Origin of the sequence: Campylobacter concisus (genome assembly GCF_002092845.1) — a bacterium.
GTDB lineage: Bacteria > Campylobacterota > Campylobacteria > Campylobacterales > Campylobacteraceae > Campylobacter_A > Campylobacter_A concisus_AQ.
In genome coordinates this window covers 13,439-29,299 of the sequence record NZ_LVXF01000009.1, presented here as the reverse complement: position 1 = coordinate 29,299, position 15,861 = coordinate 13,439, and the positions used below count along the sequence as shown (strand labels likewise).

Below are 15,861 nucleotides of genomic sequence, written 5' to 3'. Positions count from 1 at the left end.
AAAAGCTCATCCCAGCGTTCATCTTTTATGAGATCTTTGCACAAATTTAGCTCTTTTTCAAACATATTTATAGCTTCAACAACATTATTTTTATTTTGCTTAAAAATATCACTCCACATAAAAGGCGAACTCTTTGCGACACGTATCATGCCTTTAAATGTAGGTCCGCCAAGTGCTACGATGTGCCTTTTGTCCTCTTCTTTTAAAATTCCACTCGCAAGAGAAAATGCGATCGCATGAGGCAAATGTGAAATAAGACCCACGTGATGATCATGTTCTTTCGCACTCATAAAAATAATCTTCATACCAAGGCAAGAAAATAACTCCACGCTTCTTTTTACGTGTTTTTCTGCGCTTTCTGCAAAGTCGCAAACGATAACAGTTGCCCCTGTGTAAAGTGATTTGAAAGCAGCCTCTGGACCAGAGTACTCAGTACCTGCCATTGGATGAGCTGGGATGAAATTTTTACGAATTTTTTCTGGCACAGCCTCGATGATCTTTTGTTTGGTTGAGCCAAAATCAATAATAGTTGTATCTTCGCTGATATCAGTTAAATTTTGCACGATGCTCACAATGGCTTCAACTGGCACAGCCAAAAAGATGATGTCACACTTCTTTTTCATCTCGTCAATGCTTAAAATTTCATGCACCAAGCCAAGTTCTAAGGCCTTTTTGCTATGATTTTCATCTTTGTCATATCCACTAACACAAGAGATTAATTTTTCATCTTTTAATGCTAACCCAAGTGAGCCGCCCATAAGACCAAGTCCGATGATACCTATTTTCATAAAAAACCTTCAAAATTATAAAATTTAAATTTATTAAAAATAAAATATGATATTATACGCATTTATACTAAAACTCTAGGTTAAATTTAATGAAAAAGAAATTATTTTTATTAGCATTAGCTTTCAGTGGCCTAAGCGCACAAACAATCCAGTCAATAAATTTTAAAGGCCTAATTCACCTTTCGCCTGAAGTAGCAAGCCAAATAATGGGCTTAAAAGTCGGTCAGGATCTGACTCCAAAGCTTAGCGATAAGGCGATCACAAATTTATACAAACAAAATTATTTCGACGATATCTACATAGAAGATACAGGCAATGGCAATCTTTTAGTAGCTGTAAAAGAGAAGCCAAGTGTTGCGAGAGTCGATCTAAAAGGCGTCGTAACAAATGATAAAACTGCGATCGAGTCGCTAATCAACATCAAACCAGGCAATATGTATGATGAGCTTACAATAGAAAAAACTAAAGAGAGAATTCGTCAGTATTATGAGTCAAAGGGCTACTTTGACACAGTTGTTGACGTGGAAAAACAACCAGTTGCAGACAACGACAGCTCACTTTTTATAACACTCAACATAAACCGCGGCGAAAATATGATAATCAAAAATGTAAATTTAGTCGGTGCAAAAGAGTTTGATTATGATGACATTGAGCCAGTAGTTGCAAACAAAAGTAGAGAATTTATGGGCTGGCTTTGGGGCAGAAATGACGGCAAAGTTAAACTTTTTGAGCTTGAAAATGATCCAGCAAGAATACAAGACAAATATTTCCAAAAAGGCTATTTAGACGCGACTATTTCGTCACCTTATTTAAATTCATCGTTTGATAACTACACAGCTGATCTTACTTATTATGTTCATGAGGGTGAGCCTTATAAGGTTTCAAATGTAAGTATTACAGCACCTGAAGAGCTAGATCTTGACACTAAAAAGATTATAGATGACTTTAGGCTTGAGGCTGGTGATACGATGAACTCAGCAAGACTTCGCCAAGATATGAAAAAGCTCGATGATATGGTAGCTGACAAGGGTTATGCGTTTGTAAAAGTCTATCCAAAGACTGATAAATTTGATGAAAATAAAACTGTCGATATTGATTATGAAGTAGATCCTGGCGAAAAAGTATATATAAGAAATGTTCAAATTTCAGGAAACGATAGGACTGTTGACCGCGTTGTAAGACGTGAACTTTATCTAACTGAAGGAAATTTATATAGTAGAACTGACCTTCAAGACTCAAAAGATGCATTAAAAAGAACAAGCTACTTTGATGATGTTGAGATAGAAGAAGATCCGGTTGATAAAAATACAGTTGATCTAAAAGTAAAAGTAAAAGAAGCCTCAACTGGCTCGATAAGCGGTGGTATCGGATACGGCAGCAGTGACGGACTACTACTAAACGCGGCACTTTCTGACACAAATATCTTTGGCTCTGGTCTTCAAGGACAAGTAAGCGTAGATAAGAGTGACAGAGAGCTTTCAGGTCAGATAAGTCTTACAAACCCAAGAATTTTTGACTCAGAGTATAGCCTTGGTGGGACACTTTACGCAAATGACTATGACTGGAGAACATATAAAGAGAGAAGCTATGGCTTCAGCACAACACTAGGTAGAAAACTAACTAGAAATTTAAGCGCATCACTTACTTACAATATTGAGCAAAGTAAAATTACTTTAAAAGATGATGAACTAAGAGATATCAACACAAAAACCAAAAAAGAAATTTATAGAGAAGGTAAAGCTATAAAAAGCGCTATAACTCCGGCTTTAACATATAATAGCACCGATGATTATTACTTGCCAAGACGTGGCATCATAGCTAGCACATCATTTGAGATAGCTGGGCTTGGTGGCGATATAGACTTTATCAAAAATCGCACAAATTTTAACTACTATCTAGGTCTTAGAGAGTACATCGACTACGATCTTATCTTAAGATATAAAGCTAGCTTTGGCAAAATTTGGGAAAGAGGATATACTCCGATCAACGAAAGACTTTACCTTGGCGGTATAAGAAGCTTACGTGGTTACGAGAGCAGAACCGTATCTCCAAAGGTAAAATATAATGGCGACTACTACGAATACGGCGGCGAAACTTCGTTTAATAATTCAGCTGAAATAAGCTTTCCTATAATAGATCGTGTCAAAATGCGTGGTGTTGTATTTTATGACTACGGCATGATCGGTGAGAATAGCCTAAATGAGATAAAAAGATCATCAGTTGGTACTGGTATCGAGTGGATAACACCTATCGGACCACTTCAACTAATCTTTGCAAAAGCTCTTAAACCTAAAGAGGGCGATGATACAAATACATTTGAATTTACTATCGGAAGACGCTTCTAACAAGATATTTTTTAAAGGGGCTAACTTACCCCTTTAAACCTCTACAAATAAACAAACTTTAAGTCATATAAGAAAAAGCAAGGCAAACATTAGATATAATCCCACAATTTTTAATATAAGTGGGTAAAAATATGAATTTCTCAGATATTTTTTCAAAGATAAGAAAAGCTCAACCTCGTCCAGAAGAAGCACCTACGCACTGGGTAAAATGCGATAATTGTCACTCACTGATGTACTACAAAGAAGTTGAAGCTTGTTTTAATGTATGCCCGAAATGTGGCTATCATATGAGATTAAAAGCTACTGATCGCATAAATTTGATCTGTGATGAAGATAGCTTTGTAGAATTTGACGCGAATTTAAAACCGGTAGATCCATTAAATTTTGTTGATAAAAAATCATACAAAAAAAGAATCACAGAGAATAAAGAAAAAACAGGACGCACAAGCTCAGTGATATGCGGCGAAGGCAAATGCGACGGACAAGATATCCAGCTAGTTGTTTTTGACTTTGGCTTCATGGGTGGTTCGCTAGCTTCAGTTGAGGGTGAAAAGATCGTAAGAGCGATAAAACGAGCGATAGAAAAACGCCAAGCTTTAGTCATAGTGAGTGCTTCAGGCGGAGCTAGAATGCAAGAGAGTACATTCTCTTTGATGCAAATGTCAAAGACATCAGCTGCTTTAAAACTACTTGATGAAGCGAAACTACCTTATATCTCAATACTTACTGATCCGACAATGGGCGGCGTTAGTGCTTCTTTTGCTTGGCTTGGAGATCTAATAATCGCTGAACCTGGCGCATTGATAGGCTTTGCTGGTCAAAGGGTCATCAAACAAACCATTGGTGCTGACCTTCCAGAGGGATTTCAAAGAGCTGAGTTTTTATTAGAGCATGGCTTAATCGATGCTATTGTGCCAAGAAGCGAACATAAAAAATATATAAGCGATATGGTTAAATTTCTCACAAGTAACAAGACAATGCATCAAAAAGAAAGACAAGATGAAAGTGGAAATAACTTTGAACTAAAGCTAAAAACCAAAGGCTAAATTTGGAAATTTCAGTTTTTAGCATTCAAAAATCATCACGTGACAACTTTGAAAACGAAATACAAGAATATATAAAAATGAGTGCAAAATTTGCCAAGATAAACGATAAAGTCTTTTTCAATGAAAAAATAGCAAAAGCTCAAAGTACTGGAAAAAGCGAAGCATTAAGAGCTTATGATGAAATTTATGAGCCAAATTTAAAAGGCTTTTGCGTAATGCTTGATGAAAATGGCTTGCAACTTGACAGCCAAGAATTCGCACAAATTTTAAACTCAAATTCACAAATTAACTTTTTCATAGGCGGAGCTTATGGCCTTAGCCAAAATTTAAAGAATAAAGCACAAAAAATCGTAAGTTTGAGCAAGATGACGATGGCACACAAGGTTGCCAAGCTTGTGCTTTTTGAGCAAATTTTTAGAGCACTTTGCATAAATGCAAACCACCCATACCACAAATAAAGGAATATAAAATGACACAAACTGAGCTAAATTTTTTTAAAAAATTACTTGAAGAAAGAAAATTACAGATCAAAAAAAATATCTATGATTCATCTGTTGAAGTAAATGGCTTAAGAGATAGCGGCGTAAGCGATGAGTTTGATATAGCCTCAGTAAATACAGACCAGTTAATAGAGCATTCGATCTCGACACAACAAAGAGCGGAGCTATCAGAGATAGATGAAGCACTAGAGAAGATAGCAAATAAAACTTATGGAATTTGTGATATGTGTGAAGAGGAGATCAGTATACCGCGACTAAAGGTAAAACCACATGCAAAATACTGCATAACTTGCCGTGAAATAATTGAAAAAACAGCAAAAAACTAAGGAGAAAACATGAAAACTAGAAAATTTCTCGTCTATTGCATAATCTACATAGTAGTTGTTGCAGGACTCACTTATTCTCTTAATAGTTCTGATTACACATTTGAGCTTTTAGGCCAAACTATAACTTTGCCAATTGCTATTTGGGTCACTCTTCCGGTAGCTGTTTTAGCACTTCTTGCCCTACTTCATATCGCTTATCATGGATATGCTTTTTATAGATATAAAAAATGGATCAAAAAAGATAGCCAACTTTATAAGGACTTAGCTAAAGAGACGCTTCTTGGCTTTGAGAGTAATAAAGATTTCAAAACCGACACTTATAAGATCGCCTCACAGCTTACTCGCTCTATCTCACCAGTAGGCGAGCTTAAAGATGTCGGTGTAGATGATGCCGAGATAAACAATATCTTACAAACCATAAAAAGTATAAAAAATAAAGAGATCGTCGATCTAAAAAAATTTAGACTAGCAAAAGATAGCAAGTTAAATATCCTAAATGAGCTAAATAAGATCGAGCAACTACCTACTTACTATCTTGACATACTTAAAAACCAAGATCAAAACGAGAGCCTTAAAAAAGCTGCATTTGATAAACTTATAAAAGTAGCTTCTTTTAGCGAGATCAAAAGATTAAATTTTGAACTAGCAAGTGAAGATATAATGCTTATTATTACCCGCTTTGTAAATGACGAGATCGATCTAAGCAGTGATGAAATTTTTGATCTTTTAAACAACGCAAAAGTGGCAAAAGCTCAATACGATAAGGCAGCTGTAATGCTTAAAAATAAGCTAAAACCAGATGCGTTTATCGGCATCTTTGAGAAGCTAAAAAGCATCCACGCTGACGCTGATGAAGCTTACGTATATGCACTGTTTGAGCTTCAAATGCTTGATAAAGTAAGAGAAGCTATCGAAGGTAGCGACCCTGATGAGTTTAAAGAGATAAAGGTTTTACTATTCTTACGAGATAACGGCAAAATGGTGCCTAGCTCGTTATTTTTTAAATGATAGACTTTAGCAAAAAGCCACTTTTCTTAGCGCCTCTTGCTGGCTTTTCTGACTTGCCATTAAGAAGCGTAGTTAAGAAATTTGGTTGCGATGTCACTGTTAGCGAAATGATCAGCGCAAATGCTCTAGTATATGAGAGTAGTGACAAAACGCTTGAAATGATTAAAAAATCCCCAAACGAAGAGCCTTATGTCGTTCAAATAGCTGGCAATGACACAGAAAATATAAAAAAAGCTGTGCAAATCATCAATAAATTTGATGGAATTTATGGGCTCGATCTAAACTGCGGCTGTCCCGTACCAAAGGTAGTTAGACAAGGTGCAGGCTCAGCCTTGTTAAATGATCTTGATAAACTTCAAAGTATAGTCTCAGCTATAAAAAGTACTTCAAACAAGGAAAGCCTAAGCGTTAAATTTAGACTTGGCTTTAACGATAAAAATGAGATCAAAATCGCAAAAGCCTGCGAAGAAGCTGGCGCAAACTACATCGCGGTACATGGTCGAACCAGAGCGGGGGGATACAGCGCAAAGGTTGATTACGAAGCGATCGCTAGAGTAAAAGCGAGCGTAAAAATCCCAGTCATCGCAAATGGTGATATAAACGCACAAAATGCAGATGAAATTTTAAACCTTACAAAGTGCGACGCCCTAATGATCGGCAGAGCAAGCATCGGCAATCCTTGGATATTTCACGAGATAAAAACCAAAACTAGCGTAGATAAGGCGCTAAAGCAAAAGATCATACTAGCCCACTTTGATGCGATGATCGAGCATTACGGCGAGCATGGGCTTTGCATATTTAGAAAGCATTTGCATCAGTACAGCAAGGGCATCGACGGTGCAACAACCTTTAGAAACGATATAAATTTCATCAAAGACACGACAGCGATGAGAGAGCGCATAAGGGAGTTTTTTGCCTAGATGCAAGGCTACATCCTGCGTGTGCAAAAGGTCAGAGACGAGGACCTTTTAGTCTTTGTGCTAACGCCAAATTTGCTCGTAAAGTCATATAGATTTTTTGGTGCTCGCCACTCAAACATCATGACTGGCTATAAGATCGACTTTGAGCTAGAGCAAGAGGCGAAATTTCTACCAAAGCTTAGAAGCATACTTCATCTTGGCTTTAAATGGCTGTTAGAGCGCGACAAGCTCATCATTTGGCAACAGTTCATGCACCTACTTTATGATCATCTAAAAGAGGTCGAACAGCTCGATGAAATTTACTTTAAAGAGCTTGATCGTTGCGCCAAACAGATGCAGCTACAAAATCCAAAACGCCTTATCATCGAAAGCTACGTTAAAATTTTAGAGTATGAAGGTAGGCTTCACAGTGAGCTTGAGTGCTTCATCTGCGACGAGGAGATAGAGAGTGAGCTTTGCTTAACTCGTGGCTTTTTGCCATCTCACAAGCACTGCCTCGATAGAAGCGAATTTGACGCTGGTAAGATAAAAAATTTGTTTGATACAAAAAGTACGATCGAGCTAAATGACGATGAGATAAACCGCCTTTATAAAATTTTACTTGACGGGCTTTAAACTCTATTATAACTATTTTTTAAGCTTCAATTTTCTAAGTTATAAAAATTCTAACCAGTAGCTTTTTGCACTAAATGCTTTTGTATTTGTTGTATATGACAGTTTTGATTTATATACAAGTGCAAAAATTTTATCAATTCATACATTTTGTATTTATTTTGACAAAAGCCAATTAAAATAGAAATATTTATAGCTTGCTTCTTGGGATTAGTCCCAAAAAGCAAGTAAAATTTTACTCTTCACTACTGCTATTGAGAGCAAAAAAAGTATCAGTATGAATATTTTCAAATGCTGCTTTTAGCGAAGTAAAAAGTTTTGGATTTTCTTTTTCTAAATTTGCTAGAAGCTGTTTGGTTTCATATCTAGCATGCGGCATCTTTACGTCAAATCTCATTGCAGGGCATGCTTCATCGCCAATGACTCTTAATTCATTTTTGATAGCATTTTCGCGAAGCTGTCTCTCGCGAACGAAGATAAATGGCCTAATAACCGTGATGCCATTTTTTGCAGTATATTTTGGAGCAAGCGTCCTTAGTGCACCATTGTAGGTGAAATTCATAAAAAAGCTCTCCGCTGCATCGTCTAAATGATGAGCAATCGCGAGTTTATTAAAACCATGCTTTAAGGCGTAAGTATAAAGATAACCTCTTCTCATACGAGAAAAGAAACTACAAAAACTGGAATTCTTACGGATTTTCTCTTTTGAAATTTCAAAGATTGAGCTATCTATTACTTCATGCTCTATTCCGTGCTCATTGCAATGCTTCGTAAGATAAGCATAGTCCTCACCCATGCCATAACTTAGAGTTACTGCTTTGAACTCAAATTTTTCAGGTGTGACGTTTTGAATATGCTTTAGTACGTGAGCGAGTGCGAGGCTATCTTTACCGCCACTAAGGCCAAGCAATATCTTATCTCCGCCCTCTATCATCTTGTATCTGGCATTTGTCTGACCAACTTGCCTAAGAAGCCTTTTACTAAGCTCTATCATAAATTTTCTACCATTTCAAGTATAAATTTTGCACTAACATTTGCTGAATCTTGCAAAAATTTATCAAAGTCAAACTCTGCTGCATCACCAGCTCCATCACTGATAGCTCTTAGTATAAAAAATGGCACACCAAGTGTTTCGCAAACTAGTGCAACGCTAGCACCTTCCATCTCGGTAGCGCTCGCATTAAATATCTTTTTAATCCAAGTTTTCTTTTCATTATCGCAGATAAACTGATCTCCAGTCGCAATAATACCAGCACTTAAGCTCATATCTTTTTTATCGGCTATCTTTTTTGCCAGTTCATTTAGTCCTTCATCACTTTTGACAAAGATACTTGTGCCTGGCACATAGCCATAAGGATGTCCAAAAGCCGTAATATCAAGATCATGCTGCACTAAGCTAGTAGCATAAAGCATATCGCCTATTTTTAGGCTCTCATCGAGTGAGCCAGCTACGCCGGTAAAGAGCAATTTTGAGGCCTTAAATTTTTCTATCATCAAAGTTGCTGTTATAGCTGCATTTACTTTGCCTATCTTTGAATAGGCAATAACTAGCTCTTTTCCTTTGTAGTTTGCTAAGTAAAATTTATTATTTGCATATTGAACAGTTTTATATTCACCAACCATTTCAAGGATCGGTGTTATCTCCTCTTGCATAGCTCCTAGTATCGCTATCATCTCTCCTCCAAAATTTTCACAACTTCTTCAAGACTTGCCATATCAGTAATACTATAAGTTGGCTTTTCAGTAATTTTTTTATTGATGCCCTTTAACGTCGCAGCACCAAGCTCGATAAAACAATCAACATTATTTTCATAGTTTTTAATGCTTTGTTTATAGCAAACTGGTTTTATTAGCTGCTCTTTTAGCAGAACTAGTGCTTCACTTTTATCGGTATAAATTTTAGCATTTACGTTTGAGACAACTGGAGAAAATTTGGCAGCCAAAGTACTCTCAAGCTCACTTGCCAACCTAACACTAGCTGGCTCAAGTATCGGACAATGGCTTGCTACTGACATATTTAAAAGCATTGCTCTTTTTGCGCCAGCTTCTTTAAATTTTGCTTCATAGCTAGCAAGATCAGCTCTTACGCCAGCGACAACGATTTGTCCATCGCAGTTGTAGTTTGCAGCATAAATTTGCAAACCTTCTTCTCTTGCTTTTTTACAAATTTCTTCAACCACTTCATCACTAAGTCCAAGAACTACCATCATGCCGGCATCTTTACCAATACAAGCTTCTTGCATAAATTTACCACGTAAATTCACAAGCCTAATCGCATCAATAAAATTAAATGCTTCGCTAACTGCAAGAGCGGTAAATTCTCCAAGTGAGTGCCCAAGACTAAATTCTGGTTTTTCTTTAATAAAATTTGAAAAAGCCAAATAAGTCATTAGCGAGTTTAAAACAATAGCTGGCTGAGTAAATTCTGTTTTATCCAACTTATCGTTTTGTGTAAATAAAAGCTCTTTGTAATCAATGCCAGTGTCATTATAAGCATCATTTAAAAGTAACTTAGAAGTAGAAAAATTTTCGTAAAAGTCTTTTCCCATACCAATACTTTGCGAGCCTTGGCCCGCAAAAACAAAAGCAAATTTTTTCATTTTAGCTTCTTAGTGATGGTGATGTCCGTGTCCACCGCAACCGCAACCACCATCCTCGTGTCCATGTCCATGACCGTGTCCATGACCTCCACAGCACTCATGTTCATGCTCATGATCGTGACCACCGCAACCGCAAGTATGAGCCCCAGCTACCATGCCTGTTGCTTTTTCATCTTCTGTCGCATCTCTAACTTCTAAAACTTCAACATTAAATAGCAAATCTTTACCAGCATATGGGTGATTAAAATCAACTGTTACTTCGTCATCTTTGATCTCTTTAACAATGACACGAACACTTGAGCCATCCTCATTTTGACCAAAAAGCTCCATTCCTTCATGTAAATCTATACCAGCAAATTGCTCTTTTGGTAACGACTGAATGGCTTCGTTATTATATTCACCACAACCCTCTGCTGCCTTTACGCTTATAGTTGCTCTTTCGCCTGATTTTAATTTGCTTACTTCTTCTTCAAGCTTTTCTATAATATGGCCATGCCCTGTTATAAACGAAATTTGGCCACCTTCTTGCATGTTTGACTCTAAAATTTCACCAGTATTAGCATCTTTTAGTTCGTAAAACATAGTTATAACTTGATCTTTACTCACAATAATCTCCTTAGATTTGGTTTTTTGATTAATGTGGGATTATATCTAAAAAAGATTAAAATTTAGTTTCTATTGGGAGAGGCTTTGGCTTCTTTACTATCTGGATAACCGACTTTTAAAGCCTTATAAAATCTATTTGCACTTTGCGTGTCACCTATCTTATCAAAGCTTATAGCTGTGTGATATAGAAGTTTTGGTGTATAGTCAGCCTTATCTTCGTTCTGTATGCTTTTTTTATAGTATTGTATAGCTGTACTGTATGATTTTTGACTGTAAGCAACTTCACCTAAATAATAATTTGTTGCACCAGTTTTATAGCCTTTTTTATTTAAATATTCAAAATATTCAGCTGCTTCTGTACTATTGCCAGAATTTAGAAGTTTAATGCCATCAGCCAAAATATCTTTATCGCTTTTTCCACTAAAATTTGAAGTTGGCTTATTTTGTTGTTTTGGATTTGCATTTTGCTTTGGTTGGGCAGCATTTTTATCCATTATTGCACCTAGTTTGTTTAAGGCTGCAGTAATATTTTTGTAGTTTTTGTCTTGTATATCTCTAGTCTCATCAACATAAGCCTTCAGTGATGTCAAACTTACACCAGAATCACTTATGCCCCCATTTACCTTCGTCTCTATATCATTTATTCTCTGCTCAAGCTTATTCATTCTAGCACTCATGCTCTCAATCAAGCTTTGCAAACCTTGAAGTTGTTCTAAAACACTATTCACATTCTCTTCAATATTTTGAACACTTCGCTTATTATTTAGGGTAGCTTTTTCATTGTCAGTTAGACCATATGGATTCGCACTATCCATATTGCCTGCATCAAAAGCTGAAATCTCTTGACCGGAGGTAATAGAGATAGTGGCTCCAATGAGAGCCACTATAATTGATTTTTTGTTCATTATTATTTAATTATAAATTATGGAAGTACTTTGAAATCTGCACGTCTATTTTGAGCATCGCAAGCTTTTGTTTTATCTGTGCAAACTGGATTGCTTTCGCCGAAGCTAACTACAGCGATTCTATCAGCACTAACGCCATTTCTTACAAGAGCATCTTTAGCGCTTTTAGCACGTTTTAAACCAAGGGCATAGTTATACTCATCTGTACCCCACTCATCGCAGTTACCTTCTACTTTTATAGAAAGAGCTTGAGCGTCAGCTTGGTTAAATACTGATGCATTTGAGCTAACAACGCCTTGTTGATCAGCTTTGATATTAAATTTATCAAAGTCAAAGTATACACTTTTAACTTGACTCTCGATGTTAGCAATAAGAGCTGCTAATCTATCAGCATCACTCATGCTACCTGAATTGTCTGCAGATTGATTTGAATTTGAATTCATATCAACTTCAGGGTTTTTTGAGCTACAACCGCTCAACAATAAAGTTGCAACTGCAACACTTGCTAGAACTACTTTTTTCATTCCTTATCCTTTTTTAGAAATTTGGTCGAATTATATCACAAAAATTTTAAATTTTATCAGAATATTACCAATCTATAGATTGAATTTTTCCTACTTTTAAAGGAAACTGAAAACTTCTGTTTTCATTTAACCTAACAACTCCTAGTGAACTTTGACCGCCAAGCTCTTTTATAAAGACGACACTTTGCCCATCGCTTGAGAATCTTGGATAGTTATTTTTGCCATTTGCTGTAAGCTGTCGTATAAAATCCGTTTGAGTTGAAATTAGATATATATTAAAGCTGCCGCTTGCTTCTCTACTTGAATAAACAACATAATTTTCAAATGTGCTTACAGAGTTATTATTCTTACCATGAAATACCATTTGTTCAACGCTTCCGCCAGAAATCGCAGGAGTTGCAAAAACGTTAGGATAACCAAGCCTATCTGATACAAAAACTATCTTGCTGTCATTATCAACAAAATTTCCATTTACATCTATACCTGGATAATTGGTAATCTGCGTCAAATTTTTACTATTTGTATTATAGATAAAAATATCTGGTTGATCTTTTGGTGCCATGGTTAATAGAATTTTACTTCCATCTTTACTAACATCTGAGGCTATAAGCATGCCAATGCTATCAATTATCTTTGTTTTTGTACCAGAATTTAGATCATATCTAAATAAAGTTGGCTTATTATTCACATAAGATGTATAGTAAAATTTACTTTGATCAGCTCCAGCCCATTTAGGAAAAATATTTAGTCCGCCACTTACTATGGTCTTTTGATATGTAAGTGTATAATCAGCAACTATGATAGAGCTTTGGCGAGCTGAAGTATATTTTGAAAGAATAATAAATTTTTCCATCCAGCCAACTGGTGGTAAATTTAGCTCATTAGTAAGCTCAACTATACTTTTATGCGCCAAAAACGGATACTTTGCGCCGTCTGGCATAGTATAAACCTTCTCATATCTTGTAGTTGCTGTTTTAGCATTTATCAGTTTTACTCTTAAAGTAAGAGGTGAGCCCATAGAGCCTTCAAGAGCATATCTAAAGATAAGTTCGACGCCTTTATCACTCATTGTATTAGTAGTCGCATCCCCTTCATAGGTAGAAGGCACATGATCTTCGATTACTTCAAAATCGGAACTAACCTTTAGATCTCCTAGCATGATTTTAAAGAATTTGTCTTTAAAACCCATATCGCTAACAGCAGTTGTTGCATCTTGCAAAGCTATCTTTGGCAAGGCAATACCTTGATTTACAACAGATATGGTTGCATCAGCAGCATAAAGCCCTAGAGCAACACATAAAAAAAGAAAAATTTTCTTCATCTCTACTCCATAATTTTATAAATTTTAGTTTATTTTATCTTCTAAATTTAAATTAAAAGTAGTGCTTTTATCTGGATTGAATGGAAATTTCTCCGTTGTAAGTTTTTCTAAGCACTCTCTTACTTTTGCATTAAATTCTTCATTATATGATAGCTCTAAAATTTCATAGCTAAAATTTCCGCTCTGATCTATCATAACTTTAACTTTAGCCAAATTTGCAGAATCGGCCTTATAGCTTTGCCATCTTCTTTGAATTTGTTTTGTTATCGCCCCCATTAGTGGATCGTAAGTACCAGTAGATTGTGATTTTGGAGCAGTTGGATTTTGATCTATCTTTAAACTCTTTATTATATCACTAGCTTCTTTTGCGGCTTTTGAACTAGAAGCTTCACTTTTTTTACGGCTTTGCACTTTATTTTCAACCTTTTTTATACCATCATCTTTTTTGAGTTTTGTAGGGTCTATGTCACTAAAGAGATCTTTTATATTTGGCTCTTTGGGTTTTGGCTTTTCAACTGGCTTTGGTGTAGGCTTAGGCTCAGGTTTTGGTTCTGGCTTAACATCTTCTTTGGGTTCTTCACTTGGTTTTAAAATTTCTGGTTTTGGTTCTGGTTTTTTAGGCTCAGGTTTTGGTTCCTCTTTTGGAGGAGTTGGTAAGCTTGGGGTAGGTAATGGTTCATCTGGTACAACAGGCTTATTTGTAGTCTCTTGTTTATCTTCTTCTGACTCCTTTTTTGGTTCAGGCTTTGTCTCTTTAACTACTTCATCTGCTTGTTTTGGAGCTTTAATGGTTTGATCAACTTCTCTATCAACCATAACCACATCCATAATAGCATCTTTATCATCAGTATATTTTTTAGGAGGTTCTGCAAAAAAAGTAAGCTTTATAAACAAAATAAGTATAATAATAACGTAAATACAAGACGCTACAAGAAACGAACTAAGCGTTGGAAATTTAACTTTATTTGACATTTTAACCGTTTGTCTCTAAAGCTACTTTATTAAAACCAGCACCTTTCAAAGTCTTTAATACAAACATAACATCATCGTATTTTAAATTTTTGTCAGCTTTTATATAGATAGACGAGGTTTTATCGTATTTTGTACTCATTAATGCAATATTATCAGGAAACTCAGCAAGGCTCATAGTACTCTGATCAATTCTAACTTGTCCTTGCGAATTTATAGATACTATAAGGTCTTTTTGCTTAGATGTTGAAGTTTTCGCCTTTGAACCATCTGGAAGAGTAATATCCTCTTGATATGTTATAGTTGGCATAGTAACCATTAAAATGGCTAGTAAAACAAGCATAATATCAACAAGAGGAGTTATATTTAGCTCTGGTGTCTCATCGGTAAATTTAACGGCCATTTATAGTATCTCATCATCTTTTTTAAGTGCTATCATAACATCAGCCTGACGCTCAATAACACTCATTAATTCATAAGCTTTTCTTTTTATGAGTAAATTAAATGTATATGCTGGGATGGCAACAAAAATTCCGCAACCAGTTGCAACAAGTGCCTCTGAAATAGCTGGAGCAATAATACCAAGTGATGAACCTCCACCATTTCCAAGCTGTGAAAATGTCTCTAAAATAGAAACAACGGTTCCAAAAAGACCGATAAAAGGCGAAGTAGATGCTATTACACTTAGCCACGTTAGTCCACTTGTAGCATTTTTCTCGGCTATGTTTATACATACATTTAGCTTTTCTCTTGAGATTCTTCCATTTGCACATTTTCTCAAAGACGAATCATTTGGAATATTTTTAGCACCCATAAGCAGTGCTTCAAGTGCATTTTGCTCACGTTTTTGCCAAGCTCCAATACCAGCCATTCTTGAAAAAAGAATTGTAAAACTAACTATAAAATATATTGACAGCCAAGTTAAAACAATAATTGTAATAAAACTACTTCTTTGAATGTAATTTAAAAATAAATCTATACCGCCCACTTATCTAGTTCTCACTACATTTTCCATTTTAGATATAGTTGCTGCAAAAGCATTTGTATCACTACTCATGCTCTCTATCAAATTTCTAGCAGCTTCCAATGAATTTGCAAGCTCACTTTCACTATCGCCAGAGACATAAATCGCACCGTCAGCAAGTATTACTACCTTACCTTCGTCAATCTTTGCATAACCCCAGTTAATCGCAACAACATCATGTTTTTTATTTTTATGTTCTATATCTATAATACCTGCTTTTAAAAGAGATATTAATGAGGCATGGTTTGGTAAAACACCAAACTCACCCTCACTACCTGGAAGCACCACACTACTCACGTCATCATTAAATATCTGACCTTGAGGAGTTACGATCTCTAAATGTAATTTATCCATTACGCTTCCTTTT

Annotated in this window: 19 protein-coding genes; 7 read left to right on the top strand and 12 right to left on the bottom strand. The window is 35.9% G+C overall.

From position 1 onward, the window contains the following. Window positions 1-788 (bottom strand): prephenate dehydrogenase (locus tag A3854_RS03155; RefSeq protein WP_084041275.1); only part of this gene is annotated, 788 nt, incomplete at its 3' end. A gap of 89 nt (window positions 789-877) precedes the next feature. On the opposite strand from A3854_RS03155, the gene bamA reads away from it, so the two are divergent. From bamA to recO, 7 genes are all read left to right on the top strand, one after another. Continuing rightward, complete coding sequence (gene bamA, locus A3854_RS03150; RefSeq protein WP_084041274.1) at window positions 878-3,133, top strand: outer membrane protein assembly factor BamA; 2,256 nt, start codon at window positions 878-880, stop codon at window positions 3,131-3,133. Between the two features lie 131 nt (window positions 3,134-3,264). Further along, window positions 3,265-4,179: an acetyl-CoA carboxylase, carboxyltransferase subunit beta gene (gene accD / locus A3854_RS03145; RefSeq protein ID WP_084041276.1), complete on the top strand. Its 915-nt coding sequence runs from the start codon at window positions 3,265-3,267 to the stop codon at window positions 4,177-4,179. Window positions 4,180-4,181: 2 nt separating this feature from the next. Further along, on the top strand, window positions 4,182-4,637 hold the full coding sequence (locus tag A3854_RS03140) for a 23S rRNA (pseudouridine(1915)-N(3))-methyltransferase RlmH (protein WP_084041273.1): 456 nt from the start codon (window positions 4,182-4,184) through the stop codon (window positions 4,635-4,637). An 11-nt stretch (window positions 4,638-4,648) separates the two neighbouring features. Then, a complete protein-coding gene (dksA, locus tag A3854_RS03135) occupies window positions 4,649-5,005 on the top strand; it encodes an RNA polymerase-binding protein DksA (protein ID WP_035167251.1) in 357 nt (118 codons plus the stop codon). 9 nt (window positions 5,006-5,014) lie between these two features. After that, on the top strand, window positions 5,015-6,013 hold the full coding sequence (locus A3854_RS03130) for a uroporphyrinogen III synthase HEM4 (protein WP_084041272.1): 999 nt from the start codon (window positions 5,015-5,017) through the stop codon (window positions 6,011-6,013). After that, window positions 6,010-6,933, top strand: a complete 924-nt coding sequence (locus tag A3854_RS03125; RefSeq protein WP_084041271.1) for a tRNA dihydrouridine synthase — start codon at window positions 6,010-6,012, stop codon at window positions 6,931-6,933. The genes A3854_RS03130 and A3854_RS03125 overlap by 4 nt, the downstream gene beginning before the upstream one ends. Next, the gene (gene recO, locus A3854_RS03120) at window positions 6,934-7,548 is read left to right on the top strand and encodes a recombination protein RecO (protein WP_084041270.1); all 615 of its coding nucleotides are present in this window, start codon (window positions 6,934-6,936) and stop codon (window positions 7,546-7,548) included. 232 nt (window positions 7,549-7,780) lie between these two features. On the opposite strand, the gene A3854_RS03115 is transcribed toward recO, so the two are convergent. The 11 genes from A3854_RS03115 to atpC all read right to left on the bottom strand — a co-directional run bounded on the left by A3854_RS03115 (window position 7,781) and on the right by atpC (window position 15,848). Next, entirely contained in the window at window positions 7,781-8,539 is a 759-nt protein-coding gene (locus A3854_RS03115) for a tRNA 2-thiocytidine biosynthesis TtcA family protein (RefSeq protein ID WP_084041269.1), read from the bottom strand. Beyond that, entirely contained in the window at window positions 8,536-9,219 is a 684-nt protein-coding gene (locus A3854_RS03110) for a 5'-methylthioadenosine/adenosylhomocysteine nucleosidase (RefSeq protein ID WP_084041268.1), read from the bottom strand. The genes A3854_RS03115 and A3854_RS03110 overlap by 4 nt, the downstream gene beginning before the upstream one ends. Then, window positions 9,216-10,145, bottom strand: coding sequence for an ACP S-malonyltransferase (gene fabD / locus A3854_RS03105; RefSeq protein WP_084041267.1), 930 nt, complete (start codon window positions 10,143-10,145; stop codon window positions 9,216-9,218). The genes A3854_RS03110 and fabD overlap by 4 nt, the downstream gene beginning before the upstream one ends. Window positions 10,146-10,154: 9 nt before the next feature. Further along, complete coding sequence (locus A3854_RS03100; protein ID WP_223154487.1) at window positions 10,155-10,757, bottom strand: FKBP-type peptidyl-prolyl cis-trans isomerase; 603 nt, start codon at window positions 10,755-10,757, stop codon at window positions 10,155-10,157. A gap of 56 nt (window positions 10,758-10,813) precedes the next feature. Then, window positions 10,814-11,656, bottom strand: coding sequence for a tetratricopeptide repeat protein (locus A3854_RS03095; protein WP_084041266.1), 843 nt, complete (start codon window positions 11,654-11,656; stop codon window positions 10,814-10,816). A gap of 17 nt (window positions 11,657-11,673) precedes the next feature. Then, window positions 11,674-12,180, bottom strand: a complete 507-nt coding sequence (locus A3854_RS03090) for an OmpA family protein (RefSeq protein WP_021090913.1) — start codon at window positions 12,178-12,180, stop codon at window positions 11,674-11,676. Window positions 12,181-12,244: 64 nt separating this feature from the next. Further along, on the bottom strand, window positions 12,245-13,501 hold the full coding sequence (gene tolB, locus A3854_RS03085) for a Tol-Pal system protein TolB (protein WP_084041265.1): 1,257 nt from the start codon (window positions 13,499-13,501) through the stop codon (window positions 12,245-12,247). A 24-nt stretch (window positions 13,502-13,525) separates the two neighbouring features. Beyond that, window positions 13,526-14,473 (bottom strand): TonB C-terminal domain-containing protein, encoded by a 948-nt coding sequence (locus A3854_RS03080; protein ID WP_084041264.1) that lies wholly within the window; start codon window positions 14,471-14,473, stop codon window positions 13,526-13,528. Between the two features lies 1 nt (window position 14,474). Then, window positions 14,475-14,873, bottom strand: coding sequence for a biopolymer transporter ExbD (locus A3854_RS03075; RefSeq protein WP_084041263.1), 399 nt, complete (start codon window positions 14,871-14,873; stop codon window positions 14,475-14,477). Then, window positions 14,874-15,458 carry a MotA/TolQ/ExbB proton channel family protein gene (locus tag A3854_RS03070; RefSeq protein WP_084041262.1) on the bottom strand — a complete coding sequence of 195 codons (585 nt, stop codon included), beginning with the start codon at window positions 15,456-15,458 and terminating at the stop codon, window positions 14,874-14,876. Further along, on the bottom strand, window positions 15,459-15,848 hold the full coding sequence (atpC, locus tag A3854_RS03065) for an ATP synthase F1 subunit epsilon (RefSeq protein WP_084041261.1): 390 nt from the start codon (window positions 15,846-15,848) through the stop codon (window positions 15,459-15,461). Window positions 15,849-15,861: the final 13 nt, after the last annotated feature.

Coding starts and splice junctions, on each gene's coding strand:
- bamA (WP_084041274.1), top strand. CDS start 878: ATGAAAAAGAAATTATTTTTATTAGCATTAGCTTTCAGTGGCCTAAGC.
- accD (WP_084041276.1), top strand. CDS start 3,265: ATGAATTTCTCAGATATTTTTTCAAAGATAAGAAAAGCTCAACCTCGT.
- dksA (WP_035167251.1), top strand. CDS start 4,649: ATGACACAAACTGAGCTAAATTTTTTTAAAAAATTACTTGAAGAAAGA.
- A3854_RS03130 (WP_084041272.1), top strand. CDS start 5,015: ATGAAAACTAGAAAATTTCTCGTCTATTGCATAATCTACATAGTAGTT.
- A3854_RS03125 (WP_084041271.1), top strand. CDS start 6,010: ATGATAGACTTTAGCAAAAAGCCACTTTTCTTAGCGCCTCTTGCTGGC.
- recO (WP_084041270.1), top strand. CDS start 6,934: ATGCAAGGCTACATCCTGCGTGTGCAAAAGGTCAGAGACGAGGACCTT.
- A3854_RS03115 (WP_084041269.1), bottom strand. CDS start 8,539: ATGATAGAGCTTAGTAAAAGGCTTCTTAGGCAAGTTGGTCAGACAAAT.
- A3854_RS03110 (WP_084041268.1), bottom strand. CDS start 9,219: ATGATAGCGATACTAGGAGCTATGCAAGAGGAGATAACACCGATCCTT.
- fabD (WP_084041267.1), bottom strand. CDS start 10,145: ATGAAAAAATTTGCTTTTGTTTTTGCGGGCCAAGGCTCGCAAAGTATT.
- A3854_RS03095 (WP_084041266.1), bottom strand. CDS start 11,656: ATGAACAAAAAATCAATTATAGTGGCTCTCATTGGAGCCACTATCTCT.
- A3854_RS03090 (WP_021090913.1), bottom strand. CDS start 12,180: ATGAAAAAAGTAGTTCTAGCAAGTGTTGCAGTTGCAACTTTATTGTTG.
- tolB (WP_084041265.1), bottom strand. CDS start 13,501: ATGAAGAAAATTTTTCTTTTTTTATGTGTTGCTCTAGGGCTTTATGCT.
- A3854_RS03080 (WP_084041264.1), bottom strand. CDS start 14,473: ATGTCAAATAAAGTTAAATTTCCAACGCTTAGTTCGTTTCTTGTAGCG.
- A3854_RS03075 (WP_084041263.1), bottom strand. CDS start 14,873: ATGGCCGTTAAATTTACCGATGAGACACCAGAGCTAAATATAACTCCT.
- atpC (WP_084041261.1), bottom strand. CDS start 15,848: ATGGATAAATTACATTTAGAGATCGTAACTCCTCAAGGTCAGATATTT.